Source organism: Rhizobium sp. HT1-10, from assembly GCF_049472505.1.
Lineage (GTDB): Bacteria > Pseudomonadota > Alphaproteobacteria > Rhizobiales > Rhizobiaceae > Rhizobium.
Genome location: NZ_JBCEBQ010000004.1, coordinates 1 through 25,968 on the forward strand (window position 1 = coordinate 1; position 25,968 = coordinate 25,968).

Annotated in this window: 20 protein-coding genes and 4 pseudogenes; 7 read left to right on the forward strand and 17 right to left on the reverse strand. The window is 54.9% G+C overall.

Annotation, left to right across the window (positions count from 1 at the left end; all coding sequences use genetic code 11):
- From msrP to VH564_RS11640, 8 genes are all read right to left on the reverse strand, one after another.
- On the reverse strand, positions 1-636 hold a 636-nt coding region (gene msrP, locus VH564_RS11605; RefSeq protein WP_423340001.1), incomplete at its 3' end, for a protein-methionine-sulfoxide reductase catalytic subunit MsrP.
- A gap of 69 nt (positions 637-705) precedes the next feature.
- Positions 706-1,479 (reverse strand): anti-sigma factor family protein, encoded by a 774-nt coding sequence (locus VH564_RS11610; RefSeq protein WP_423340002.1) that lies wholly within the window; start codon positions 1,477-1,479, stop codon positions 706-708.
- Positions 1,476-2,006: an RNA polymerase sigma factor gene (locus VH564_RS11615; RefSeq protein ID WP_423340003.1), complete on the reverse strand. Its 531-nt coding sequence runs from the start codon at positions 2,004-2,006 to the stop codon at positions 1,476-1,478. Before VH564_RS11615 ends, VH564_RS11610 begins: the two co-directional genes overlap by 4 nt.
- A gap of 51 nt (positions 2,007-2,057) precedes the next feature.
- Complete coding sequence (locus VH564_RS11620) at positions 2,058-3,512, reverse strand: YncE family protein (RefSeq protein ID WP_423340004.1); 1,455 nt, start codon at positions 3,510-3,512, stop codon at positions 2,058-2,060.
- A gap of 14 nt (positions 3,513-3,526) precedes the next feature.
- Positions 3,527-3,994: a DUF305 domain-containing protein gene (locus tag VH564_RS11625; protein WP_423340005.1), complete on the reverse strand. Its 468-nt coding sequence runs from the start codon at positions 3,992-3,994 to the stop codon at positions 3,527-3,529.
- A gap of 71 nt (positions 3,995-4,065) precedes the next feature.
- Complete coding sequence (copD, locus tag VH564_RS11630) at positions 4,066-4,920, reverse strand: copper homeostasis membrane protein CopD (protein WP_423340006.1); 855 nt, start codon at positions 4,918-4,920, stop codon at positions 4,066-4,068.
- A 14-nt stretch (positions 4,921-4,934) separates the two neighbouring features.
- A complete protein-coding gene (copC, locus tag VH564_RS11635) occupies positions 4,935-5,306 on the reverse strand; it encodes a copper homeostasis periplasmic binding protein CopC (protein WP_423340007.1) in 372 nt (123 codons plus the stop codon).
- 300 nt (positions 5,307-5,606) lie between these two features.
- The gene (locus VH564_RS11640; protein WP_423340008.1) at positions 5,607-5,975 is read right to left on the reverse strand and encodes a hypothetical protein; all 369 of its coding nucleotides are present in this window, start codon (positions 5,973-5,975) and stop codon (positions 5,607-5,609) included.
- 643 nt (positions 5,976-6,618) lie between these two features.
- Between VH564_RS11640 and VH564_RS11645 the strand changes: the two genes are divergently transcribed.
- Together VH564_RS11645 and VH564_RS11650 are read left to right on the forward strand one after the other, a co-directional pair.
- On the forward strand, positions 6,619-7,659 hold the full coding sequence (locus tag VH564_RS11645; RefSeq protein ID WP_423340009.1) for a glutamine synthetase beta-grasp domain-containing protein: 1,041 nt from the start codon (positions 6,619-6,621) through the stop codon (positions 7,657-7,659).
- Positions 7,660-8,113: 454 nt separating this feature from the next.
- Positions 8,114-9,271, forward strand: coding sequence for a serine hydrolase domain-containing protein (locus VH564_RS11650; protein WP_423340010.1), 1,158 nt, complete (start codon positions 8,114-8,116; stop codon positions 9,269-9,271).
- A gap of 375 nt (positions 9,272-9,646) precedes the next feature.
- Here the strand turns inward: VH564_RS11650 and VH564_RS11655 are convergent, their stop codons facing one another.
- Both VH564_RS11655 and VH564_RS11660 read right to left on the reverse strand, forming a co-directional pair.
- Positions 9,647-9,946, reverse strand: coding sequence for a DUF6966 domain-containing protein (locus VH564_RS11655; RefSeq protein WP_423340011.1), 300 nt, complete (start codon positions 9,944-9,946; stop codon positions 9,647-9,649).
- Between the two features lie 60 nt (positions 9,947-10,006).
- A pseudogene (locus VH564_RS11660) lies at positions 10,007-10,583 on the reverse strand (IS66 family transposase); the annotation flags it as partial.
- Positions 10,584-10,656: 73 nt separating this feature from the next.
- Here VH564_RS11660 and VH564_RS11665 point away from each other — a divergent pair.
- Positions 10,657-11,690, forward strand: a pseudogene (locus VH564_RS11665) (IS110 family transposase).
- A gap of 265 nt (positions 11,691-11,955) precedes the next feature.
- Here VH564_RS11665 and VH564_RS11670 read toward each other — a convergent pair.
- From VH564_RS11670 to VH564_RS11680, 3 genes and pseudogenes are all read right to left on the reverse strand, one after another.
- Positions 11,956-12,099: pseudogene (locus VH564_RS11670) on the reverse strand (IS66 family transposase); the annotation flags it as partial.
- Positions 12,100-12,772: 673 nt separating this feature from the next.
- Positions 12,773-12,939 (reverse strand): annotated as a pseudogene (locus tag VH564_RS11675) (IS110 family transposase); the annotation flags it as partial.
- Positions 12,940-13,023: 84 nt separating this feature from the next.
- A complete protein-coding gene (locus tag VH564_RS11680; protein WP_423340012.1) occupies positions 13,024-13,941 on the reverse strand; it encodes a LysR substrate-binding domain-containing protein in 918 nt (305 codons plus the stop codon).
- Between the two features lie 699 nt (positions 13,942-14,640).
- Between VH564_RS11680 and VH564_RS11685 the strand changes: the two genes are divergently transcribed.
- Positions 14,641-15,150, forward strand: coding sequence for a hypothetical protein (locus tag VH564_RS11685; protein ID WP_423340013.1), 510 nt, complete (start codon positions 14,641-14,643; stop codon positions 15,148-15,150).
- Between the two features lie 1,408 nt (positions 15,151-16,558).
- Positions 16,559-17,314: a response regulator gene (locus tag VH564_RS11690; RefSeq protein ID WP_423340014.1), complete on the forward strand. Its 756-nt coding sequence runs from the start codon at positions 16,559-16,561 to the stop codon at positions 17,312-17,314.
- Positions 17,315-17,356: 42 nt separating this feature from the next.
- Here VH564_RS11690 and VH564_RS11695 read toward each other — a convergent pair whose 3' ends face one another.
- The 4 genes from VH564_RS11695 to VH564_RS11710 form a co-directional block, all read right to left on the reverse strand.
- Positions 17,357-18,355 (reverse strand): cytochrome-c peroxidase, encoded by a 999-nt coding sequence (locus tag VH564_RS11695; protein ID WP_423340015.1) that lies wholly within the window; start codon positions 18,353-18,355, stop codon positions 17,357-17,359.
- A gap of 224 nt (positions 18,356-18,579) precedes the next feature.
- Positions 18,580-21,162 carry a two-component system VirA-like sensor kinase gene (locus tag VH564_RS11700; protein WP_423340016.1) on the reverse strand — a complete coding sequence of 861 codons (2,583 nt, stop codon included), beginning with the start codon at positions 21,160-21,162 and terminating at the stop codon, positions 18,580-18,582.
- Positions 21,163-21,562: 400 nt separating this feature from the next.
- Positions 21,563-22,084, reverse strand: a complete 522-nt coding sequence (locus tag VH564_RS11705; RefSeq protein ID WP_423340017.1) for an isoprenylcysteine carboxylmethyltransferase family protein — start codon at positions 22,082-22,084, stop codon at positions 21,563-21,565.
- A gap of 1,095 nt (positions 22,085-23,179) precedes the next feature.
- A complete protein-coding gene (locus VH564_RS11710) occupies positions 23,180-24,466 on the reverse strand; it encodes a condensation domain-containing protein (RefSeq protein WP_423340018.1) in 1,287 nt (428 codons plus the stop codon).
- A 327-nt stretch (positions 24,467-24,793) separates the two neighbouring features.
- Between VH564_RS11710 and VH564_RS11715 the strand changes: the two genes are divergently transcribed.
- Both VH564_RS11715 and VH564_RS11720 read left to right on the forward strand, forming a co-directional pair.
- On the forward strand, positions 24,794-25,567 hold the full coding sequence (locus VH564_RS11715; protein ID WP_423340019.1) for an N-acyl homoserine lactonase family protein: 774 nt from the start codon (positions 24,794-24,796) through the stop codon (positions 25,565-25,567).
- Entirely contained in the window at positions 25,564-25,926 is a 363-nt protein-coding gene (locus VH564_RS11720) for a hypothetical protein (RefSeq protein ID WP_423340020.1), read from the forward strand. Before VH564_RS11715 ends, VH564_RS11720 begins: the two co-directional genes overlap by 4 nt.
- The last annotated feature ends 42 nt before the right edge of the window (positions 25,927-25,968 follow it).

Here is a 25,968-nt window from a genome sequence, read left to right on the forward strand (position 1 = left end):
GTTGGGCAGCGTTTCGCCATAGAGGCCGACGGCAAGCAGGGTTAGAGGATTGCGTGCCTCGTCCAGCCTGAGGCCTTCGACATAGGGCCAGTTTAGCGACTGGAAGCTGCCGGATTGCCCAGGCATTTCGGAAGGGCGGACGACGGTCTCGAAGGCGACGTATTTGGCGCTACCCAGCGGCTCGACCATATCAAGCAGCTTCGACAGCTGGAAACCGTCCCAGGGGATGACCATCGACCAGGCCTCGACGCAGCGCATGCGGTAAACGCGCTCTTCCGGCGGAAAGGCCTTAATCAGCGTGTCGATGTCGAAGGTCTGCGGCTTGACGACCATGCCATCGACAGTGATCGTCCACGGGCGTGGCTTGAATTTGCCGGAGTTGGCGGCAGGGTCGGCCTTGTCGAGGCCGAATTCGTAGAAGTTGTTGTAGGTCGTGACATCCTTCAGCGGCGTCAGCTTTTCGTCGACCTTGTAGTCCGTTTTCGTCGCAGACAGTGCTTCCGCCATGGCGCTCTGTCCGGCAGTCATTGCCAGGCCGGCACCGGCAGCAGCCGTCAGGAAGGCGCGGCGTCCGAGGTAGATCGACCGGGGCGTGATCTCTGAACTGGCGATCTTCGGCGGGTGATATACGGCCATAGTTCGAGTCCTCTGATTTACAATTGTTTGCGTCGTGGATGGCGAATGGAATAGACGTTAGACAATCGCCTACGATGACGTTGTCACTTGGGATCGGATCGCATCTGCAATCGGATGCAGATCTGCTGCATTGGTAGCACCGACCAAACTGAAACCCATTCCGCCGCTAGCCCAGGTCCAGCCGCTAACCTTGCCGTCGGCATGCACGGCCATTGGCCTGTTCTGATCGATAATCATGTGCCTTGCTAGCATCACCAGCCGGTTGCCCTTGCCGTCGTTGTACATCAGCATGAACCCTGGCCCGTGCACTGTGGAGACAATCCGGCCGCCCATGAGACTGTAACCGGACCGGGACAAATCCGGCACAACTGTCTTGGTGCCTAACGTCATCGACGCGATGTCGGTAAGGCCTGGAAGATCGTCGGCCTTGAATTCGACGGGCTGAACAGCGTTGCCGGCAAATGTTGTGTAACTTGCGGACGCTTCCTGAGCGAGTGCTGCTACGCCTTCCGACGGCGGCAGTGAATAGCCGCGAACGGCCCAGCCCCCGGTTGCACCGGCAACGATGAGAACCATGGCGGCCGCCGCTATCCTCCAGGCCGGAAGTTTTTCTGGCTGCCGCCTTGCGGCGATCTGCGATAGGTTCAAGTGCATTGGAATTGGCTCTCGCGCAACTGGATCCAAGGCAGCTCGCAGCGTTGCGGCATCCGCTTTGAAGGCGGATGCTCGCAAAGCTTCATCTTGGTTGGCGCTCAAGTACGCTTCGACCTCGTCGTGTCGCTCTGGCTGAAGCGCGTTATCGACGTAAGCCTGAATATCTTCTTCTGTGATTGGTCTTTTCATGACTTTACAATCCTGAGCTGCGGTTGCCCCGCTGTGGAGTTGGTGCGTGGCGACTCAAGTGTGGCTCGCAGTTGCTCTCTTGCTCGCGAAAGTCTGGACATCACGGTTCCAAGCGGAATTCCAAGAACTTTGGCAGCCTCTGCGTATGACAGGTCTTCAACGGAAATCAATAAGACCACGCTTCGATGGTCGGGCGGAAGCCTGTCGATCGCAAGGAGAATCTCGTTGCCGAAAACGACGTCCTCCTGCGTGGCCGGCGTGGCATTCGTCGCTTCAGGCATGTCTTCGATCGGCATGGCATAGCCACGCCGCGTCTTTTGCCGCAGCCGATTGATGGCAAGGTTATGCAGAATGGCAAAAATCCAGGTGCGCGGATCGTCGTTTCGGCGACGGTGCCAGTTGGCGACGACTTTCTCCAAGCAATCCTGCACGGTATCGTCAGCCGCTTCGACATCCCGCAGAAGCCCGCGGGCGTAGCGCCGCAAGGTCGGAATGAGCGGTTCCACAAGAGAAAGCATATCGTCCACTGGTCACCTTTGTCGTTGAGGAGCCCGCCTCATCGAGGCGGGCCTACACGGTCAGTCGGCTTGGACTTGGACAATGCTGTCCGGCTTGCCATCCACTGCAGTGGCAACGACCAGATAACGACGTTCATCCTTGTGCTTGGCCTCGACAATCTGTCGGATCGGACCCACCGTATTGACGATAGCCGAACCAGCAGGGTTCGTCATAAAAGATGCAAGGCTTTCGAGAGTGCCGCTACCGTTGGCATTGTCAGACAGGGCAAGGACGTATGGCTTCTTGGGGTCAAGGCCGGTGACAGACGCCTGGAGCACCTGGGTGAGACCTTGGTTAAAGAGCGAGATGCTGGTCGGCGACCCATCTTTGCCCTTGGTCTTGGCATCAAGCCTTAGATGGACGGCGTCTCCGGCCAGGCCGAGCGGTACCAGATTTTGCAACCCATCGCCTTCCGGAACGGCATTGGGAACGTAGGCGACAGCCTGCGGCGCCTGGCCGATCGGCACGGTGGCGATGACCTTGTTGGTCAGCGTGTCGATAGCCGTAAAGGCATCGGCATTTTCCAGGCCGACATAGATGCGGGTGCCGTCGCCCGATGGCCAGATGCCATGCGGCAGATTTCCGACCGGGATGGTGGCCACCTGCTCAAGCGTTTCGGTGTTGAAGACCTTGATCTGGTTCAGGCCGCCGACGGTGACGTAAGCGAAGGTGCCGTTGGCGTTGTGGACGATGTTGACGTGGTTGGTGATCGGCCCTGTGTCAAAACTCTTGATCAGGTTGAAGGGAGCCTGGGCATTGAAGACCTGCGTTCGGCCGACATCCTTGAGGGTAAACCAGACCTGCTTGCCATCTGGCGAGGCGGCGATGTTCGGGCAGAACGGGCTTTCCTGCTTCACGTGGCCTACGATCTGGTGGTCTGCGACCGTTACGACGACCGTATCAGGATTGAACGATGAGCAGATGTAGCCGTATTTGCCGTCCGGGGAGAAGATCTGCATGCCGGGGCCGGCCGGCACCTTGATGCGGGTCTTTTCCTCAAAGGTCTTGGCATCGATAACAGAGATGTAATCCTCGCCACGCACTGTGACCCAGACTTCCTTGCCGTCGGGGGTGAAGAAGGCTTCATGTGGCGCGCGACCGACATAAGTCGTGTGCTGCACCGCGTTCGTCGCCGTATCGATGAAGGTCACCGAGTTCGAACCGATTGAGACGACGGCGAGCGTCTTGTGGTCGGGAGAATAGCCCATGCCGTGGACCAAAACCTGGCCTTTGTAGAGCGGGCTGAGATTCCCGGGCTGAGGGTCGCCGAGCTTGATGACGCCGAGCAGCTTGTTGTCGACCGGATCGGTGACCGAGACAGTGTTGGAAAATTGCTCGGCGGCGTAAACGCGGTCGTGATGACTGATGGCGATATCCGGCGCAGATGCGGCTTCGGGTGCTTGCCCAGCAAATGCGGCGAGGGGAGAGAGCACACTGCTGGCAAGCAGGATGGCGGCGATCGATGAACGTAGCATTTGAAAACCTTTCTTTACATTTTCATATTCGGAGCCATGCCTTGCATGGTTCCGTTGAGGGCAGCTTCCTGCGTCGGTGCGGCAACTGAGGCAGGCAGGGGGTCGCCGATCGCGAGCTTCATCGCGATGATTTCCTGCTGCTGTTCGACGATGATTTCCTGGGCGATGCGTCTAATCTGCTCGTTCTTTCCGAACTTCAGAACAGCCACAGCCATATCGATGGCACCCTGATGATGTGGTGTCATCATCGTGACAAAGTCACGGTCGATGTCGCCGCTCGGCTTAATGGACATGTCGTCCATCATCTTTGTCATGGCAGCATCGTTTTCTGCCAGGTAGGCTGTTTCCGCAGCGCTTTGGACTGGAGCTGCGACGGCGACGTTGCTGCCTGCGTCTTGAGCTATGGCATTGTAAGTGGAAAATGCCGCCGCAGATGCGAGAAATAGGGTCATTACATATCTGGAAGAACCTTGCATGGTCATCTTCTTCTCTGTTGTTGCATTGAGGTAGACAGCGCGGCGCGGTGTTTATTCCGAGCGACACGAAATAAATTTTAGGCAGGATCCTGGAGGCCGAACGAAGCGACAAGACCAAGGGCAAAGGCACCGAGAATGATCTCTGCAATGCAGCCATAAATCATAGCCGGACGTGCAGACGAGTTATGCTTGCGTATCATCGGTACAAGCACGTAGCGATTGGCGATAGCGATCGATGTCATCAGGCCGACGGCGAAGATTTTTAGTATCAGCTTCTGGTCATAAGGAGAGGTAAAGTCAAAAGGCAGCCTACCGAGCGTCAACCAGATATTGGCGAGGCCGCTGATCAACACTAGAGCAACTGCCACATGCCCCCATACAGAGAAGCGCTTCATAGCCCTGAGCGAGGCCTGTCGCAGTTCCGGCACGGCTGACATACGCAAGACAGTCATGAAGGGGATCAGTGCCCCCAACCATGCGCAGCCAGTGAGGACATGCACACAGTCGATGGCTTGATGGATCAGACCAGAAAAGCCACTTCCCTCCGCGGCATGACCACTAAAAGCCAACTCGCACAACATCGATCCCGCAATCGCGGCGGATGTCCTATGTGCTCGCACCAACACAGCGACGACCAGTCCAACACCGGTGGCTATCTGCACTGCCAGTGCCTGTCCCACCGATGTTTCGGCCACAAGATGCAGCGTGCCGAGATCCCATGCCGATTTCCACTGCGCTGTGATATCGGCAGTCTGAATAGGAAAGGCCGCAGCACTGGTCGCCACAGTGATGCAGACCGATAGGTCAGCAATAGCCGCCAACCGCCGGACAAGTGCCTGTCTCAAGTCGGGTCCGGCAATGCAGGTGGCATAGCCCAGTCCGCCCCAAACAAGACTGAGCGCCCCGTCATGGAAGAAACGGGTCAGAACCATCGCGCTTTCGGGTGTCACGGCCCGACCACGAAGTCGAAGGTCCCTTCGGTCTTATGACCGTCTTTCGAAAGCGCGTGCCATCCAACGTGGTAAGGACCGGGGGGGAGGGGGTTGCTGAAATTTGCAGAAAGCTCTTTGGCGTCGGCACCACCAAGGGCCGGATCACCAATCGCGACCGGCGCACTCTTGGCGTCGGTGACAGCGACGCCGGAAAAGGCAAGTTCCAGGCCTTCGGTGAAATTCAACGAAATCTTGGAGGGAGCTATTTGGACTGTCGAGCCAGCGCTCGGCGTCGAGGCCTGCAGATGCGCATGCGCCCATGCGGGTGCAGCCAGACTGACAATGCATGTTGCGGCAAGAGCAAAACGTGTGAACAAATGTGTCATAGTGGGCTTTCTTTAAACGAGCGTGAATTTCATCGCGTAGACATCGCTCCGGCATAGAAATTCCCTCACACTTCAAAAAAGATCGAGGAAGACGTCGAAGCTGTTGTCTGGGCTTGAACAGACGCGCGAAGTCATGGGCTTTCGCGTGGTAGGCGAGTTGGTGTACTTCAGGCCGAGATTGACAAATCTCCGCATAAGCCGACGGTGGCTTCAGTTTGGTGACGGAGGGAACAAACGCCCGCCGTTGGCAAAATGGACGCGAGTTTGTCATACTGCGCTGATGATTGAGATCAGCAAGTGCTAATTATTGCCATTATCATCTTGGACACATGTCTGAATGAAGCATCCATCCAATGATGCTACGGCTCGCGGCTCCAATGCCTCGCCGATATTGCATTGAGAGTCGGAGCGCACATACAAGGTGTAGAGCGGCAGGCCCGGATGCTGTGGATCCCGATAGCGATAGAGATCCTGACCCACGGTTTTAACGACATCCTTGATGTGTGCGCAATTTTCCGCACGGGCAGGTGACCCAGCTACAGCGAACGACGCACCGAGCAGAGACAGTACGCTTGCTGATACAGCAATCATCACGGCCCGCTTTACGCCACTCAAAACAGGTCGTGGTCCGGCACAGGTCTTCATTTTCGAATTGATTGAGAAGGTCATCGGAGCACCTTTCGGGTGGTTTGATCGCGTTACAGGAGAGTAGACATCTGGCTTCCCGACTTATTCCCTGATGCCGACTCTTTTTTAAAATACGCGATGCTATCTCTCTGGGCGTAGTCCGTCCGACAATTCATGATCGGCGTGCGATCCGTCTGAGAATGGTCATGATGGGTGCGGCATAAAGGAAGGTCATGGCTGACTTGATGGTTGCTTTCCGGTCTTTCCATAGGCGGAGCTTCGGCTGATCCGGGCAAAAAAGCGCTCGACAACCCATCACTTGAATGACGGTTGAGCCGACCAAATCCCTCGGCTTGCGGGCGACGTCGACTAGCGTTGCATTTTGCGGCTTGTCGCCTGAATATCCCAAGTTTGAATGCCTTGGCCACGAACCGGAAGGCTCAGTCTTGGAGCGGGTCGACGGGGCGGGATTATGGCCGATTTCTCGATGTCTGTCTTTGTGGCGACATTCAGACCACGGGATCAGCATCTTGGCTTGCGAGCTGGTGTTAGCAGTCCAACTTCGCCTTTGAGAGCCGGCCGAAGCGGCAATATATTTCCAATGAAATGGGATCGTGACGCATTGAAATGAAAAGGAAGCGTTCAGTTGTAATGCAACACCACGAACATATAAGGGATCGAGCTGATGACGAAATATAAACTCGAGTATATCTGGCTCGACGGCTACACGCCGGTTGCCAACCTGCGTGGCAAGACCCAGATCAAGGAATTCGCCGCATTCCCGACGCTCGAGGAACTGCCTCTCTGGGGTTTCGACGGATCGTCGACGATGCAGGCCGAAGGCCGCAGCTCCGATTGCGTCCTGAAGCCGGTTGCCGTGTTCCCGGACAGCGAGCGCATGAATGGCGTTCTCGTCATGTGCGAAGTCATGATGCCTGATGGCGTTACGCCGCATTCGAGCAATTCGCGCGCCACCATCCTCGACGATGCAGGCGCCTGGTTCGGCTTCGAACAGGAATACTTCTTCTACGAGAACGGCCGTCCGCTCGGCTTCCCTGAAGCTGGCTACCCGGCTCCGCAGGGCCCTTACTACACGGGCGTCGGCTATTCGAACGTCGGCAGCATCGCGCGCCAGATCGTCGAAGAGCACCTCGACATCTGCCTGGCCGCTGGCATCAACCACGAAGGCATCAACGCCGAAGTGGCAAAGGGCCAGTGGGAATTCCAGATCTTCGGCAAGGGCTCCAAGCGCGCCGCCGACGAAATGTGGATTGCCCGCTACCTGCTGCAGCGCCTGACCGAAAAGTACGGTGTCGATATCGAATATCACTGCAAGCCGCTCGGCGACACCGACTGGAACGGTTCGGGCATGCACGCCAACTTCTCGACTGCTTACATGCGCGAAGTCGGCGGCAAGGCCTATTTCGAAGCGCTGATGGCTGCCTTCGACAAGAACCTGACGGACCACATCAACGTTTACGGCCCTGACAACCACAAGCGCCTGACCGGCAAGCACGAAACTGCTCCGTGGAACAAGTTCTCCTACGGCGTCGCCGACCGTGGGGCGTCGATCCGCGTGCCGCACTCGTTCGTCAAGAACGACTACAAGGGCTACCTCGAAGATCGTCGTCCGAACTCCCAGGGCGACCCCTATCAGATCGCTTCGCAGGTCTTGAAAACGATCTCGGAAGTCCCGACATCTCGCTCCAGATCAATTGCCTATTAGCTTCGACCCATACGCCAAGCGTAAGAGTTTAGGCGATCCAATAGATTGGATAGTCTATATGGCTTTCATTGCTGAAGCACCCGCCTGAAGCCTTCAATAGTAACGAGACGATCGCTATCCCGTTACTGAATAAAACAGAGATTATTGTAACGATCAATGCATGAGCTACTGCCGTTCTCGATTTTAAGGTGCCTAATCCAGCCCTCATTATTCAGCCTTATAGAAATCGATTCACTATTGTTCGTGGGAAAGACGGTGATCTTATCATTTGAGAGCCGACTGTCGCGCGACTGCTATTCGCTCCAACGACTAGACAGCCGTAAACCGCAGTGGTGCAAGGTGTAGCTTACGTCGTCTTTCGCTCGGCGGTCGTCGGCTCATCGCTACCGCACCTGACCAGCACCAGAATTCATACGGGTCACCAGACCTCTTGATCGATAAAATGAGGTTCATCATGTCACTCCAGCAGCTTCTCGAGAGTTCTGTATCGAGAGGCGGTGCGCCCTACCTGGTTGGGGCAGTTGCAAACGAAAAGGTAACGCTGTTCACCGGAGCAGCGGGAACTCTGGCCGGCAATCACATTGCAACGACACAAACGATATTCCGAATCTTTTCGATGGGCAAAGCTGTATGCGCGACGGCTGCAGCAATCTTGGCGGAACGGAACCAACTTAATTGGTCGTGGCCTGTCGCATCGATACTTCCTGAATTCGAGCAACTTAGAGTTCTCGAAGGATTCACGGGCGATCAGCCGCGTACGCGAGCGCCGCGGCGAGGTGCCACGTTACTTGAACTCGCGACGCATACTTCGGGCCTCGTCTACAACTTGTGGGATAAAAATAACGCAAAATATCTTGAGGTTATGGAGCATCCCTCAGTTCTGTCCGGTATAAAATCCAGTTTGCTTTCGCCGCTTGCCTCAGATCCAGGTACACGCTGGCACTACGGCCTCGGTATCGATTGGCTGGGGCAAATTATCGAGAAGATTGATGGCCGCCCGATCGACCGCTTCTGCGCAGAGGAGATTTTCGAACCGTTGAAGATGAATGCCACCAAATTTTCGCTGTCTGCCGAAATAGTTGCAAATCTCGGCCCAATTTATTCAAGGCAAGCAGATGGGTCGATGGATGCTGGAATGATCGCACTCGATCCGCCGAACAATCCCGAATTCCATGGGATGGGCCACGCATTGTACTCCACCGCACCGGATTACATCCGATTTCTTCAAATGTGGCTTAACCACGGAGAGCTTGAAGGTCGGCGTCTGCTTAGAGAAGATACGGTAATCGATTTTCTCTCTAACAAAATCGGAGAAAAACTTTTGCCGCGGATGAAAACTACTTTACCCATGGCAACCAATGATCTGGCTTTCTTTCGCGGCTTCAGAAAAAGCCACAGCCTTGGCTTCGCGCGAATGGAAGACAATATCCCAGGCGGCCGATCGAGGGGATCGCAATTTTGGGCGGGCGTGCTCAATACACATTTTTGGTTTGACCCGGCGCAAAAGGTCGCCGCTGTATTAATGACGCAGCTTACACCTTTTCTTGATCCTCAGTTCATGGATGTACTTGCGGACTTCGAGCGCGCCATCTACGCCGAAGTGCTGCCTTGAACCACCACCCTTGCAGTCGAAAAAGAATATATTCCCGTTGATAAAATGGCCTGAACACCCGTCCCCTAGCGTCACCATTAGCAGCCGGATACGGGATACACGCCTTCTCACTCAATTCGACTCTCCGAGGTCCCCTGGACAAAGGAAACCATCCGTTGCGTGCGATCCACGCGATTGTGGAAGAAGCGTTGGAGGTGCTGCCTTATTTTTCGACGTCGAGTTCACTGTAAGCGGTTTCCTGATCGCACCTTGGCCATCTGTATGGATTGGTTTCAAATATTTCAGCCTAGCGGGACGAAGAATTTGCTTCGTTCGCACGCATCGCGTCGCAAAAGTAGAGCGCTTACGACCGACAGTAGAATTTGCCGAGCCTGCTCATAGTCGCTCGCGGCGGAACCCATCGGCCATCTCATAGCTTCGCGTCAGCAACGTGCGCAACTCGTCATTCTCGATAGTAAGCATTTGGCCATTGCGGTGGAGAATAAGATCGTTCAACGAACCCATCCCGCCGAAAAGCCTAAGGAAGCGTTCAACTCCGTTATAGTCAGACTGTTCAATCCAGGCTGCGCATCTTGCTATGTCATTAGCCCAGTGAGGCGCATCATTCGTGCGCAGATGCGTCTCAAGTTTGCGAAGTGCGCTGGCGAATCTGAGGATGTCTGGATGAAGTGACATGTGTCGATCCTAGCGTCGGCGATAACTCATGTCATCTTTTATAGATTACCTGCGGCCTCTCTACATATCGCATTGGCGGACTGCAGTCTTCAGACTGCCATATTGCTTCCTCTTGTAATTCCAAGGCAGCAGCTCATTGATCCGACTTTGTTTGTGACCGTTGATGATGGCGGTGAGAGTGTCGGCCAGATAGGCCAACGGATCGACCGCATTGAGTTTGCACGTCTCGATCAGCGACGCGATGGTCGCCCAGTTCTCGGCTCCCGCGTCATGTCCGGCAAAGAGGGCGTTCTTGCGATTGAGGGCTATCGGCCGGATGGTTCGCTCCACGCGTGTCGATCTCGATGCGGCCATCGGTCAGGAAGAGCTTCAGGCCATCCCAGTATTTGGCGAAGTAGGCCAAGGCCTCGCCGAGTGGCGACTTTGTTGCGACACGGGCACGGTGATGGACGAGCCACGTATGCATGTCGGCGACGAGCGGCGCAGACCGTTCCTGTCGCCCCGCAAGGCGAGCCTCTGGATCGAGGCCACGCAGTTCGGCCTCGATCCGATACAGTTCACCGATCCGCTTGACGCCGTCCTCGGCAATGGGTGCTGAGCCGTTGCGGGTGATCTCCACCAGCTTGCGCCGGGCATGATGGTATGGACGCCCCCTTCCGCCGGAGCCAGTCGCGATTAATTATGGATGGGTATCAACCAAGGAGTTTGTCATGGAAGCTCAAATCAGTGTTGTTGGCCTCGATATCGCAAAGTCTGTGTTTCAAGTTCACGCCGCAGATGCCTCGGGTAAGGCAGTAATGCGACGAAAGCTCCGGCGTGAGGAGGTAGAAAATTTCTTCCGCACCCTACCGCCGTGCCTCGTGGGTTTGGAAGCTTGCCCAAGCTCCCATTTCTGGGCACGGCTGCTGCGGAGTTTAGGACATGATGCTCGACTTCTTCCGGCGCAATATGTCCGGCCCTATGTCAAGACCAACAAAAATGATGCTGCTGATGCAGAAGCCATCTGCGAAGCAGTCACGCGGCCAACCATGCGGTTCGTTCCGATCAAGGAAGAGATGCAGCAAGAGGTTCTGGTCCTTCATCGTGTCAGAGAGATGTTGATTCGTCAGCGGACGCCGCTCATTAATTCCATCCGGGGCCACCTCGCAGAATTCGGCATCGTTGCTCCAAACCGCGCCCACAATATTGGCCTTCTAACCAAGCTGATTGAGGATGAGGAGTTTGAGGAGCTTCCGGCCGTAGCGCGCCATGCTTTACGATATCTCGTCGAGCAACTGAGGGAGGTCAAAACGAAGCTCTTCCGTATTGAGCGGGATCTTGTCAGGTTGTGAAGGGGAGCGACGCCTGTCAACGATTGATGACAATTCCCGGTGTCGGTGTTGTCACGGCGACAGCCTTGGTGTCCTCCATGCGAGAACCGTCTGATTTCAAGTCGGGCCGACATTTCGCAGCCTGGCTCGGGCTTGTCCCACGCCAGCACTCGACTGGAGGTAAGGAGAACCTCGGAGGGATTAGCAAGCGCGGCGATGGATATCTCCGAAGGCTCTTGATCCACGGTAGCTGTTCGATCATGCGCTGGCGGGGGCGTTCCTGGACGTGGCTTGCAAAGCTCAGAGACCGCCGCCCTGCGAATGTCGCTGTTGTTGCGGTCGCGAACAAAACAGCGCGTATTGTTTGGGCGTTGCTGATGTTCGGCGGAACGTACGGGCATCCCGGAGAGGGCGCGACGATGAGAACAGCGTAAGTTTCGAATTCGACCTCGACTGTCGATGTGGTTGCGAGGATAAATAGCGAGTGATGGCAAAGCCGGGCTAAACCGGGAACCAGCAGAGCCCGTTGGGCGCATCGAACTTCGAGTTCGCGCAGCGTGATTGGGAGCTGGTTTGCGGATCTACCATCAAGGCCGGTGTCGCAGGGTGCGGCGCATTCAGAGGCCGAATAGATGACTGCAGCCGCAGGTTTCGCCGGAATGGCTTATTTCACCCTTGCAAAGTCTGGGGCGTCCATAGATGCGCCCAACAATAAGCAAGCTGAATGTCTGGGCCAATCCTATCTGGCCCGATCAGCCTGTTGTATCCGGCATAGCCATCGACCTGCAGGATACCGGAGAAGCCCTGCAATATCCGTTCGGCATGAATGCCGCCTCGACCAGGAAACTTGCTGTCACCCTTTTTTCAGATTGTGCCGTGCCTTCATCTCAGCTGTCATTGCTTCTCTCATCAAAGACGCCGACGTGTGCGGATCAGAATATGCACTTTTTGCATGATTGATCACTAGCGCGGAATTTCCGCCGTGATTTTCCCCGGCGCCTCAAGTCCCTCATGAAATTCTTCTGCAGCTTCTAGCTCTCGCTGCGTCAACTCCCTGTGAGTGCTGGCATCTGCCGCTGTTGCCTGCAGCCGCTCCTAGTTCGAGCTCGACGCGCCCAAGGCCGCATTGCTGAGGCCTGTTGCATTGTCCATCGTCTTTACTGCTCATGAGCAGCCAAATTTGCGGCTGCATGCGCAGCGCCTGTAATATGTTCACTTGTTTCAGTCGGCATCGATTTGTGTTCCAACCGACACGAGCGGCAAGGCTGACGGGGTACGGATATGCCGAAGTGCTGGATGGTTGATCGGACCCACGCATGGCTTGGCATCAATCGCCGGCTCACCAAAGGATTTGACTCTTTTCAGCAACAAGCCTCGCCTTCATAAACAACGTCGTTTCAGAATTCGGCGCCCCTCAATTCTGGAGATCGTTCGAGAACGACCTCCCCTGACACGCGCTCTTGTTGGACGACGCTCGTCTTGACGCAATCGGGCCGGTTATTCTCCCTCCCCATCACGCAGCAGGAGCACGAGCAAGATCGTGCATAGCTCCGTGTCGCTCGTCAGGAACCCATACGGCCGTGAGCTCGCCGGCCCTGTACAGCTGGGCAAGCGCGGGTGAATCTCGACATTCGTCTTCACTCGGTCGCAAGGCTTCCTCGGGATCGATGACGGGGCGACAACCACCTCCTGCACTCATGGCCCTGATAGACGGGTGCGGTCCAATGTCAAAAGGAGCTGGAGCTTGCTGTCCTATAACAGCGTTGATTATGGTGTTGCAGACCGTTGGTCGAGAACGTGAGTAACAAACTCAATGAAAGCACGCACTTTCGGCGCCAGGTTCTTGCTTGAGGGGAACAGAATGGAAATCGGCGGTCCATCGCCCGCATAAGGAGCAAGTACCTCCAGCAGATTGCCCGAGGCGATATGAGGCTCCGCCATATACGTATGAAGCTGCACGAGGCCGCTGCCCGCAAGCCCGAAATCCACCATGGCATCAGGGCTGTCGCAGCTTAACGTGCCCTCGACACTGCGTTCAAGAGGTGTACCTGTTTCAACGTCTTTAAACCTCCAGGGGGCAAAGCCAGGCGGGTCATAGGAAACACGTCTCACGCAGTCGTGCTGGGAGAGATCTTCCAGTGTTAAAGGCCTACCGCGAACCGCAAGGTAAGCGGGGGAAGCGCAGGTGATATACTTCACTGTCCCCACCCGCTTTACCATCAGCCGCGGATCTCGAGGGTAACCAATCCGCACCACCGCATCGATCCCGGTGGCGATCGGGTCTGTCAAGGTGTCGGCGAATGTCGCGGCGATGCGCAGTTCCGGAAACCGGGAAGTAAGTTGCCCAAGCATGGGAATGATCCGCAGACGACCCAGAGCCGTCGGCATTTCGATGCGAAGCAGACCACTTGGACGGGCAGCGCGCTGCAGCATGTCTTCTTCGGCTTGATCAAGATCTTTGAGGATGGTGCTGCACCGTTCGAAGAAAAGTCTGCCGTCGTCCGTCATGGCCAGCGTCCGTGTCGTGCGCTGGAACAGTCGTAGCTGCAGCCTTTCTTCCAATCGGGACACGCTTTTGCTTACTGCCGAAGGCGAGATAGAAAGGGACCGGCCCGCCGCCGCGAAGCTACCCAGCTCAGCCACTCTGATGAAAGCCGTGATGCTGCCAAGGCGATCTGTCGCCAAAATTTGAACTCCCGTGGTCATCTTGGAACTAGGTACATATACTAGGTAGGTGGAAGGTCGAGCACCTGCGTTCGCAGGTAAAACTCGTTTCGCTACTACAATCTGAACACGACGAAATGCAAGGAGCTCTTTGGGGGGAGGCCTCAATCATACTGAAATGTCGTGGAAACTGTACCGCACACCTTTCAGATCTGTGAACGGACCGCATCTGCGATGGCGTGGAGGTTGTTGGAAGGGAGCTAGCCGACCATGCTTTAGCCCATTGCATCCTTGGCCCAACTCCAGCCGCGGCTGCTGCCGATCATCGGTTTGTGCTGATCTACCGCCATATGACGCGATAGCGTCACGAGACGGTGCCCTAGTCGTCGCCATACGTCAGCATGAAGCCAGCACCTTGCTCCGTTGGGGTTACGCCACCACCCATCAGACGGTATCCGGCCTTTCTCAGATCCGGAAAGGCGGTGGACCAATCCACATCCCTGCGGCGATTTGCTGAAGCGAATCGCTGGCATCAACCCTGACCTTGACGGGCCATCGTCAGTCCATCGAATCTGTGCAAACTCGAGGAAATGATAACCTGTTGCAATCCCCCACCTCTTTTTGAGGCGGTCCCTCAAACGTCCCCTGCGAGCTATCCATCAGGTCTACACAAGCCAGAGCTGTTTAGAGTTGCTCACATTGTGACAGGGATCAATTATCATGCTTATTTCAAAGAATGCTCATTTAGATTCTTCGTACGCTTATTCTGCCAAACCGAGGACGGGTCGCTCCGAGGTCTCGGTTTCAAGCGGTTTCGATCCGGACGCTGCCAGCGACCAGGACGAGAAGACATCTTGGACAGGCAGGAGCAATGAGCTCCCAGAGCCGTCTGTGTCGGTTTCGGTTCCAAAAGGTGACGGCAGTGGCCCGAATGCGCGCGGCGCGGCGATGTTTCAGCAAGCAACCGGCTACACGATGATTAAATCGAGCGAAGGTGTGACGTTCGAAGATGCCGACGGTCAGCCTCCGCCTGAAGACAAGTTGGCGATGCTCAAGGCAGCCTCAACGGCATTTTCAACCGCCAGCTCCAACGGGCACTCCCTACACTTGGGAGTCGATCTTCACACAGATGATGTGGAGACGTCCCTGTCGCAAATCGGCGTGCAAGCTGGTGACACCGATATGTACGCTGACCTTATGAAGATAATGCAGACCAACCTTAAGTCATAGTACAGCCACGACAATGCGCCTCTGATGACAATGGTCACGCTCGTTCCGCAAAGATAAGCGAACCGTGCGTGACCTCCATGCTGGCCAGCTTTTCGATTGCCCGCAAGCCCGTAGCCCATCCAGCATATAAAATGGTTTCTCGGTCCGCGTGGTGATGCGGGGAACGGGGACGCATGGCCCGGCGACCCCAAGGATAACTACGTAGCCTTCGGCATCGGTTGCGTTTGGGTTGAGTGGTCTAACTAGGGGTCCCAGTACATTCAGCCAGCCCTCGTTTTTCCTGCGATAGATCTCGTTTTTCATCTTTCAATTCAACGTGCGGCTTTCCGGATAACAGCCCGCCAGTTTACGAAGCGTGAGCGGATTTCGCAGAGAAACGTGCATTGGAACGCGTAAGTGACGTCGTCAATGCAGCCGCGGCTGCGTGCTCCTAAGATGTCCGAGCTGGCGTCAATATCGATTTCAGGTCTCGAAAATCGTGTTGCAGACGTGTTCTTGCAGTGACGTTTGAGGAACTGCCAGAGAGATCCTCGCGCTAAACGGGATCCCAACAGCACCGAATCTGATGAAGATATGTGTCGCATTCTACAACGGTGACCTTGCAAGAGGCTCGGACTTGCAAGTCAAGACCGCACATTGTGTGGCTGTCGAGACTGAGCGCTCCTATTACTTACTGCTTAGCCTCTACCCTCTGCTCACCGATTAGTGCCTTGGGGGAACGAGTGCAGGGACATTGGCGCACCTTCTATTACAATGAGCCCACAGCTATATGTTCATATCGTCAACCTAAGGGAAAAGTCGGGATGAAAAAAGTTAGCCGAGGCGGTTAACCGCATTTAGCCTCGACAGTCTGCGTGCTTGAGCATGTGTGTTCGCATAGGTGTGTCTGTACAGACGTAGGTCGGAGGTCGCGACCATCCTTGTTTTTTACAGTGCCCAATCTCCGATGCCGGATCGACGGGTCTAATTCGGGAAAGAACAAGCCCTGGACTGAGGCGGTTCGTTGACGTCAATCGGGAAAATTCAGTCGCTTGATGAGTTGGTGGTTGGGGGGCTGCGATAGCACGCCGCTGGCTCAGCCATGTCCACAACGGCTGCCAAAATTATTTCACGGACGACGGAATAAACTGCAGATTTCGATGTCTACCTGTTGGAAGAAAAAGAGGCCAAAGTAGTTGTTTCGTTGCCTATTCATGCTTCGCTACGTTCGACTAGGCGCGTGTAGCGCACAAATTTGCATCGCATGACAGCTGCAACATGGGACCAGAAAATTGAAACCTGGCTGACAGGTTGGTCCTCTACTGCGAGGGGATTTTGATCGTTCTCTCGCTGCATGAAGCTAATCGAAAATTTCTAGCTGGCAACATGAAGCACGCTCGGCGAGGGTGTATTGAATACGGGGAATGTTTTGAAACATATTTTGGTCATTGATGACGACAGTGCCATCCGCAATATGCTGATGGACTATCTTGCAAAGTTTGCCTACCGGGTGACGGCCGTACCAGACAGCCAAAGCATGGCGCGTGTTCTCGATACCGAAGGAGTCGATCTCGTGGTGGTTGATCTCAATCTTGGTTTTGAGGACGGCCTCGAAATAGTCAGAAGCCTTTCTGGCAAAACGGATGCACCTATCATCGTCATCAGCGGTGACAGGCTCGAAGAAGCCGATAAAGTCGTCGGCCTTGAACTTGGCGCCTCCGATTATATTACCAAGCCGTTTGGCTTGAGGGAGTTCTTGGCCCGGGTTAGATCCGTCATGCGGGAGCGACCAAAAAAAAATCGCGAAAAAGAGCGGAAAATCTTTCATTTCGAAGGATGGAAGCTCAGCATCCGTCAGCGTCGACTTCTCTCTCCTGAGGGCAATGAGGTCAAGCTCACAGCTGGGGAATTCAATCTTCTCGTCGCGTTCCTCAAAGCGCCGCGGCACATACTATCCCGAGAACAATTGCTTGCCGCAAGTCGGGTACACGAAGAGGAAGTGTACGACCGAAGCATCGATGTTCTGATCTTGAGGCTCAGACGGAAGCTAGCGCTTTCAACTTCAGGTTCATCGATGATCAAAACCGAACGCGGAGTTGGATACTACCTCGAGACAGACGTCGTTATTGAGCAACTTGCACCACTGCGTGGTTCGGGCCGTATCATCGGTCAGGAACACGGCTAAATCTTGAGGTTTTTGACCCCAGCGCTGAGAGCGAGCATCCAGTCATTTTTCTGCTTTCAGTATCTTTCCTTGGTACTCTCCGGTCAGAGTGTTCAGAAAACTGACTATGGCGTCTATATCTGCTTGTTGGATATCCTCACCAAGCTGGCTTTTCGCCATTACGTCTACAGCTTCAGCAAGGGTGGCCGAACGGCCATTGTGAAAATATGGCGCTGTCAGCGCGACGTTGCGTAGACTCGGAACGCGGAAAACGCCTTTGTCGTCGGCCGCTTGCGTAATTGTAAAGCGTCCCAGATCACCATCGTAGCTAGGATCTTTGTTCGGCTGCGGACGGGAAAAAATCCCGAAGACTTGAAAAAGATTGCCGCCGATGTTAGATCCTTGATGACAGGATACGCAGCCCAGCGCTTTAAACAATGCATAACCTTGTATCTCCTGTGGCGCGAGAGCGCTGACATCTCCCCTAAGGTAACGATCGAAACGCGAGTTGGGTGTCGCCAGAGTTTTCTGATAGGTTACGAGAGCGTCCAAAACATTGTCGCGCGATGGCTGTTCGGCGTAAGCATTTTGAAAAAGCGCAGCGTAGCGACTGTGAAGTAATTTCTGTAGCAGTGTCTGCCAATCACTCGCCATGAGATCTGGATCGAGCAGGACTGCTTCGTTTTGCTTCTCAAGCGACGTGAAATTTCCACGCCAACCGAACCTGTAATTGTTGGCAACATTAAATATGGTCGGAGCATTGTACCGATGGAGCCTGCCACTGTAGCCCACGGTCCTGCGCATCCGAGAGGTCCCGCCGACATTAAGATTGTGGCATGCCGAGCAGGAGAGCTGGTTCTTGCCAGAGAGGATCGGGTCGTTAAACAGGTCCTCGCCTAGCCGCACCTTGCGTGCATCGAGAGCAGGAGCGGGTTGAAGCGGCGAAATTGGTTCCCGGGATTGTAATATAGTGTCGGAGGACAATACATATGACGCACCGGGTACCATAAACAAGGCAAACGCAATGATGATTGCTGGCATTTTCATAGATGCGATCTTCATATGTCCGCCATTCTAGCGGGTGGGAGCGCCTTCATTTGTCGGTATTCCAGAACACGGACCTACAGACTACGGACGTTAAGATAACGGTAATGATAGCGCGAAATCGATGAAATATGACCCCGATCCAGGACAAATTGGGTTACAAATGAAACACAGACGTTTTCAAATTTGAAAGTGACGAGGCTCGGCGCGGCAGTCGCGCGGAATTGCGACGCGCCACTCCGCTAAAGCAATGCCCTGGTTTTTTCCCCTACTTCGGGTCGCACGTAACCCGGACGAGCGTGAATTTGGTCATGGACGGCGTTCGCAAGTTCATTCGCGCTGACAGGCTTTCGCAGGATCACGGCGTTGGTGAACTGACGGCGGATTGACGGATCGCTAAGACCTTGTGGTGCGATGATGATGCACGGGGCTTGCGGGTAGACCATCTGGCCATGCTCTATCGATGACGTCAGGAGTAAGCCGCTGTCGACGATCAGCAGATCGAGTTTTGACTGCCCGCCATTGGCCCATCGATCGAGTGAAGCGGCGTCTGGAAAGCCGATAGGCTCGTAACCAAGAGCGGCAAGTTTTTCCTCGTACATCAAGCGCTGCTTTTGATCCCGTTCCAACACGCCAACAAACTCTCCACTCCCTACCGGGACGATCGCCTCATCAAAGAACTCACTTATCCCGACTGGCACCTTCCGGCACAGGGGCAGATAGATCTCGAATTGGGTGCCCTTTCCAGCTTCGCTGCGAACGTCGACATGACCGCTAAGCGCAATGACGTTTCCGTGTACAGCCGCAAGACCAAGCCCCGTCCCGCCGCTATCTGTTTTCGTGGTGAAAAAAGGTTCGAAGATGTGCGGCAGAACGACCTCGGGAATACCTCCTCCGTTATCCGACACCGTAAGCCTGATCCAGCAGCCTACAGGAAGATCACCATGGGAAAGAGTCAATCGCTCAGTGGTTTCGACAACAGATACTTCAAGCTCGATCTCCCCGTCACCGACGATGGCCTCCGCAGCGTTCTTGCAGAGATTCATCGCAATTTGCTGAATTTCAACGGGATTTCCGAGTACTACCGCTTTCCTGGCCGGCATCTTGGTTCTCAGCTGGACATCATCACGAAGGGAAATTTGCAGCAGGGGCATTATATCGTTGACGACCTCCACAACATCGATGGGTTTGGTAACGCGCTCTCGTCGTCGGCTAAGCGTGAGTATCTGATCGATGATTTTTTTTGCGCGCTCCCCTGCGGAAATGATTTCCCGCACAAACTGCGACGTCGGTGACTTCCGCCTTTGAGAATGCAGTGCCATTTCTGCGTAACCAAGCATGGCACCCAATATATTGTTAAACTCGTGCGCAATCCCGCCTGCCAACGTCCCAACCGCCTGCAGTCGCTCTGCGTGCTCGAGACGACGCTCCAATATCTCTCTCTCCGACAGCATCCGATGCTGGTCGATATTTTGTAGGATGACTTGCATCATGGCGGCTATTACCTCGATTTCCTCCTCAGCTGCTCTCAGCCTTGCCTTCTCGTATTCAATGGCAATAATGCCTACCATTCGCTCCGAAAGCCTAACGCCCACAACAAGCCCCCCGCTAAGTACACTCTTGCAGCCACCATCTCTGGTCGGTGGCGGCAAGTTCATACTAACCGGCTTATGGCAGTATGCCGTTATTGTTCCGCTAGCGGTCATGTCTCTTAGGATCTGGTCGCGGGAAAAAATCGTCGAACGTCTCACAACCATAGCGCTGCTATAGGCTTCTTCAATCTCGCTACTATCCAGGTTTGTGAGGGCGAACTGGTATGCGCTTGCTTGTGAGAGATTTTTTACCTGATGAAGGGCTGCTTGTAGCGCTTCCTCGAAATGCCCCAACCGGGCATTGTCGAAGCAGGATTTGAGGTTCGAGAGAGCAGCCTCGAAATCAAGTCTTTGCCTCAGTCGATCAGTCTGACGACGCAATCTGTACACCAGGTTAACGACGTAGCCGCAGAGGGCAAAGGATATCGAGCCGAGGAAGATCCGGCTCCATGAGGCGCGCAGGTTCAAACGGCCATATTCCTCGAGATACTCCTTCTGAAGGCTTTGGGCCCGACCGGACGTAATTGAGGCCTGCACCTCCGCAACCATTCGGTCAACTTCCGGGAGGGTCGAAAGTACCAAAACGCCGTGGACAACGACGCTGCGCACAGCCGCAGGGTTCTCCGCGTCGGGCAGGATCATAATCTCAAGCTTTTGCCGCAGCGAAGCTGCAAGATCAGCGCTCGGCTGCATCGAAAACTGCATCATCTGATTGCCAAGATCTCCGGGTGCTCTCAGTCCAGACGGACTTTGCTCCGTATGCAGGCGGCTAAGCGACCTGCCAAAGATCTGCAAAGAATTCTGAAGTAGGGAGTTCTGGGTCTTGAACCTCTCAACCACCTCTTCATTTTGACCAACTGACTGATCGAGAGAATCAAGAAGGGTGGAGAGTTGCTTGTCCCCTGACGTGTCGCTTTCGTTCAACAGGGAGCGAAGGTTTATGATCGTCCTATGCAAGTTGACGATTGATGCGACGATTGGGTCGTAGTCCTGTAGTATCCCGTAGCGTGATTGCAGGACGTCCCTTTGAAGAGAAGCATCATTAATGTCGACTGCGCGGAGCGCTGTTAGAGTGGCTTCGTGGGTCTCTCTGTCGGGACCACGTCCTGTTGCCAGCACGGCAAAAAGCACCGCAGCCATTGTCACTGATACGATTAGCCAAGGTTGACCTGCCAGGCTATGCCGTCTCCCAAAGATCGAGGCCAGTGATGGCATGACATTGGAGGCGATCATCTCTTCATCCCTGCGCCAATACGTCCATTACAATGGGGCTGCCACATAGCCTTTGAATTCACACAATAGGTTATAACGACGGCGGGCTCGTGGCGGAAGCTATTTCCCAACCTGCGAGGCTGTGCTGGTCCAGCCGCTGCCATAGGGAGGCGAGTGGTCGATATTGCAGCAAAAGTCCGACGATCATCTGAAGGTAGCATCGGCTTTCCTCACCGATGCCCCACCCAAAGGACACGGAAAACTGTAGGACTTGCTTTTGCTACGCGAAAGTTGAATCGGGTTACAAATGTAACGCAATAGACTTCGTCGGATATGGCCGTCATCTCAGGTAGTCGTGAGCAACTCCAGGCTCGAGCGACAAACAGGAAATGAGGCGATCACCCTCACAGATGCGACTCCTTCAGTAATCTCTGAAGCGCGCGCGCATCGCGGCCTCTTCCTGTCGAACCCGTATCGTCAAGGGTACGGCATAGAGGGCGAGACCAACAACGAATGTTGTATGGGCATTCAATATTAACGCCAGCCCAGCAAGTTCAGGCAGAATATTTAGAAAATAATTGGGGTGTCGGAACCAGCGGAACAGCGGGTGCTTAACGAGCACGTGATCGCGCGCTATGAGCAATTTAACGGTCCACAGCGGGCCGAGCAAACGGATCACGAAAACAAGTGCCAGAGTCCCGACAAGGTAAAGAAGGATGCCCAGCCATAAAGCAGGGCCTGCATCGTGAGGTCTGAACGCAGCCTCGATAATTGCGCATACGTAGTAAAGCACATGAGCCACGGCTAGCACTGTCGTATTCTTTCTGCCAATCTCCACCGCTCCCGATTTTCTCAGCGCCGCTTCATGGCGCAATGAAATGAGCAGCGAACCCACGCGGAACAAAACCGCAAACACACAGAATAGAGTAAGATAAATTATCATCGAAAGCTCTCTGAACTTAGGCAGGAAAAACATATCATTGGGCAGGACCGAACGCGCGGCCAAACTTTTGAGATGTCGGAAATGGTGGGTCGGAATGCGCTTCTTACATTTCTAAAAAGCTTCCGGCCTGCTTATTTGCGTTTCATATGTAGCTGAGCCGCAGGCTTCGATTTTTTTCCACCTGGCTTCTGGTACACTTGAAGCTTATCGGTTGGGGGCGGGACGATGTTGCGCGGTTGGGGCACCTTTTCAGGACTGGTTCAGCTTACTTGGTTGGTTCATTAGGATATACAAATTAGTACCCGCCGCGGAATAATTAGACGCTCATAATTGCTCGGTTATCTCACTGACAGGATCTGCATAGCCACGCCATGCTTCAAAATTTGCTAACTATTTAATTTGTAACATGTTTTCATTTGATGTGACGGTCTATCGCGCTTAGTTTGATCAGGTCTGCAGGGCACTCCAGTCTGTTGATAGTTCCCCTTGAGGCACAGTCCGGCCTCCGCCGGCGACTTTTTTATACGCCGCGCCAGCTAAGATGTGATTGAATCAATGCTCCCCAATGGACCTTCGGCAAAGGCGAACGTCGGCATACGTCATAAGGCTGTTCTATCCAGACTCGGCTGAAAGCCCCTTGTCTACCCCCAACAGTATATAGGGCGATCTGAATGACTTCATCATTTCGGCTTCAGTCGGTGTTTATTGCGCCTTACACGCAGGGGCTTTGGCAGCGCCATTCGATAACGAGCCGGTCAGCAAACAGCAACCCCAATTCGAGCTGGCGTACCGAAACCTGGTTGCTGTGGGGAAGCTCGCATTCAGCACGGGGATCGGCCAGCACTACCGTTGAAAGAATAGACCTGCTACTCGCAAGTCGGAGGCATGCCAAGACCTCCACTAGGGAATAGCAGGGGCATATCACCGTCTGCAAGATCGGTGATGGTAAACGCCGCCACCCCGCGACAGCAAGTGTTCGCCGTCTGAGCTTTTCGAGGAGCTGGAGAAAGCGCGACTTCATAGGATTCTAAAAACGTTAGGCGGGGCAGGGGTCACGCGGAGTTCCTCGTTGTGGATCGCCGACAGCAGGCAGGCTCAGCTGGAGCAAGCATCGGCCAAGGTTGTGACGATCTGCTGCAGGCTGTCTGGCATATGGCTAGGCCTCGCTTCGGTCAGACGAAGATACCCACCGATTGTGGCAGAGCCGATCATTCGCTCGTTTCGTATCCGACCGAGAACCAGTGGTCCCCAAATAGCCGAAAGACGCGTCGCGCCGACCGGTAGGTTGGCGTCAACAACTCCTAGGTTGGAGACAACTGCGTCGTAGGCGAGGGAGCCTACAAGCCCGCAGGCTAGGTCCACGGTCGCGTTGCGTGGCAATATCGCATCCACCCCAGCGATGCTTCTAAAAAGGTGCTGAGCCGACCGCATCGGTTTCAATTCTTCAGCAAAGCTTCTCGCCAAATCCCACAGCGGGAGCCTTGCTGCGATCGGCACGCGAATTGTGGCGGCCGTGATGAACAATCCCATCTCGTCAGGCTCAATTCTTAGAGCGGGACGCATATTGATCGGCGACATGATCGCATAGCTCCCAGAGGGATGCTGGGCGGCGTTCGCTATAGCAACTGCGGCACAAATTGCACCATGCACGGTACTGCCTTCTTTTCGGGCCTTTCCAACAAGCGCAGACGTTACGTTGGCAGGGAGTGCGATGGCGCCGACCTTGGGCCGGTCGGCTTCGAAGGGCCGCCATAGCGGCCGCCGGGCAATGGCTTCTATGGTTTCGAGGTCGGGGATACCAGGCGATGTCTGATCGGCATCTGCAGGAACCCTGGCGCCAAGAACCTGCCGAACCAAATCCTCGACTGGCTTTCTCTCCGAAGCTGCCGGAAGCTCCTCGCCATTCAAGGCGCGAGCCAATCCATGCAAGAAAGCCACTCCGGACAGACCGTCGGCGATAGAATGGTGGAAGGTTAGAACGATCACCCACCGCATCGAGTCGGTGCTTCCTCTGAGGACAGAGGTCCTCATGAGCGGTCCCATCCAGGGGTGAAACGGCTTCGCAAGCTCGGCCTCAACAATTGGCTGCCAATCCGGCCGTCCTTCAGACGTGATCAACTGGACCGGCAGTGGCCTGATATGCTCGATAAAGCGCGGTCCCTCGTCGCCATCCTCAACTGCCAACTGAAGACGTGCATATCGCTGGCGCAGCTGTTGCAGTGCCTCTTGAAGGTTCATTTCGTTGAGATGCCCTTCGAACTCCCCAACGAGGCAGAAATGCCGATGATGCCTTTTGGAATAAAGGTAGAGGAGCCGCTCATGCGCACCCAGCAGGCGTGAACTTTGTGCATAGCGGTCGTCAAATGCTTGGTCTTTGGTCATTCGCCTCTCCAAAAATCTTTGACTTGATCCTCGGCGAGCGATGCGACCGCAATGTTTCAAGGTGTAGAAAAGTTGTTACAGATGACGTGGAGGAAACCCGTGGAGCCCGGCGTCCCTGAACGGCTCCTACCAATGAGCGACGACAGGTCTGCATCGTCGATGACATCTGAAACACGAAGCGCTGGAAGTGCAATCGGATGGTCACCTGATTTGGTGACACGAACAGGGTTAATAACCTGGTGAGACGACGCCCCTGTCGTCCGTCTAAATCCAATGGAGCAGAAAATGGGCCCACGTCTTTATGCGATGACATGCGGATGGCTGACAATGCCATACAAGCTTTTCATGAACGGAAGTCCAGGCTGGTTGGCCATCCCGGTGCCGAGCTACCTAGTCGTTCATCCGAAGGGGACTGCCTTGTTCGATACCGGACTCGAGACAGGCCTACAGAGCCTCGATCCAGAGGAAGTCAAACGGACATTGGGGAAGTTTGAGCCTCTAGTGAAGCCCGAGTTCAAGTCCGGCGAGGACGTCGCCGAGCGCCTCAAGGCATTTGGCGTCGACCCCGAGAAAATTGACTACCTGATAAATTCCCACCTGCATTTCGATCACTGCGGCGGTAATGAATTGATCAAGAACGCTCGGCTGGTTCTCCAGAAGAGAGAGTGGATAGCGGCAACCACGCCGGAAACCATCGAAGAAAATAGCTATCTGACTCGCCAGTATGATCTCGGTCACGACAAGCTCCTTGTTGAGGGAGAGCATGATCTTTTCGGTGATGGCAGTGTCATCCTTATTCCGACCCACGGCCATACTCCCGGCCACCAGTCGCTCAAGGTCAAGCTCGGGGATGGGGAGGTCATCCTTTCGGCCGACGCCTGCTATCTGCGGCAGGCTCTTGAAAAGATGGTGCTTCCGGAGCCTCCCTTCGTTCGGGATGACACTGCAATGCTGGAGTGCTTCCGCCGCCTGCAGAAATACCAGAATGATGGTGTTCTCATTGTATTTGGCCATGATCCCGAGCAGTGGAAGCAGCTCAACAGTGGGCCGATAAGGGAGCTTACCTACGCAACTGTGGCTGCAGCGGCTAGAGGAGCGTGACCGGCCTGTCGGCCGCCAATTCTGTTGCCTGCTTTGTTCGATTTGTAACAATGCAGCCTTCCCACGAAACACGCCTGAAATCTAACGGGCTCACTCCTGCTCCTCGCAAACGGGAGCACGGGCGCGCGATGAAAGAGAATGATCAAGACGTGGTGTCGCAGTGTGTGAGACTTGTCGCCGTTAACGGCAAGCTGATCGAGCGACCCGTGCCTCCGCAAGCAGCCGCCGGCGCCGAAATAGGTCCGAAAACTGCGCGTGCCAATCTGTTCGGTTACCTGTCTTTGCTCACACATCATCTCGTATTCGGCTTCAAAAAAGCCGGGGAAGCGCAATGCGTGGGCTTAGACCATTCGAGCTGAAACAAAAATATGCCCGTCGAACAGGCGGCACTCCTCAATGCG

Excerpts from the sequence above, each read along its gene's own strand:
- VH564_RS11610 (WP_423340002.1), bottom strand. The coding sequence starts at position 1,479 with ATGAAAAGACCAATCACAGAAGAAGATATTCAGGCTTACGTCGATAAC.
- VH564_RS11620 (WP_423340004.1), bottom strand. The coding sequence starts at position 3,512 with ATGCTACGTTCATCGATCGCCGCCATCCTGCTTGCCAGCAGTGTGCTC.
- VH564_RS11625 (WP_423340005.1), bottom strand. The coding sequence starts at position 3,994 with ATGACCATGCAAGGTTCTTCCAGATATGTAATGACCCTATTTCTCGCA.
- copD (WP_423340006.1), bottom strand. The coding sequence starts at position 4,920 with ATGGTTCTGACCCGTTTCTTCCATGACGGGGCGCTCAGTCTTGTTTGG.
- copC (WP_423340007.1), bottom strand. The coding sequence starts at position 5,306 with ATGACACATTTGTTCACACGTTTTGCTCTTGCCGCAACATGCATTGTC.
- VH564_RS11640 (WP_423340008.1), bottom strand. The coding sequence starts at position 5,975 with ATGACCTTCTCAATCAATTCGAAAATGAAGACCTGTGCCGGACCACGA.
- VH564_RS11645 (WP_423340009.1), top strand. The coding sequence starts at position 6,619 with ATGACGAAATATAAACTCGAGTATATCTGGCTCGACGGCTACACGCCG.
- VH564_RS11650 (WP_423340010.1), top strand. The coding sequence starts at position 8,114 with ATGTCACTCCAGCAGCTTCTCGAGAGTTCTGTATCGAGAGGCGGTGCG.
- VH564_RS11655 (WP_423340011.1), bottom strand. The coding sequence starts at position 9,946 with ATGTCACTTCATCCAGACATCCTCAGATTCGCCAGCGCACTTCGCAAA.
- VH564_RS11685 (WP_423340013.1), top strand. The coding sequence starts at position 14,641 with ATGCTTATTTCAAAGAATGCTCATTTAGATTCTTCGTACGCTTATTCT.
- VH564_RS11695 (WP_423340015.1), bottom strand. The coding sequence starts at position 18,355 with ATGAAGATCGCATCTATGAAAATGCCAGCAATCATCATTGCGTTTGCC.
- VH564_RS11700 (WP_423340016.1), bottom strand. The coding sequence starts at position 21,162 with ATGATCGCCTCCAATGTCATGCCATCACTGGCCTCGATCTTTGGGAGA.
- VH564_RS11705 (WP_423340017.1), bottom strand. The coding sequence starts at position 22,084 with ATGATAATTTATCTTACTCTATTCTGTGTGTTTGCGGTTTTGTTCCGC.
- VH564_RS11710 (WP_423340018.1), bottom strand. The coding sequence starts at position 24,466 with ATGACCAAAGACCAAGCATTTGACGACCGCTATGCACAAAGTTCACGC.
- VH564_RS11715 (WP_423340019.1), top strand. The coding sequence starts at position 24,794 with ATGCCATACAAGCTTTTCATGAACGGAAGTCCAGGCTGGTTGGCCATC.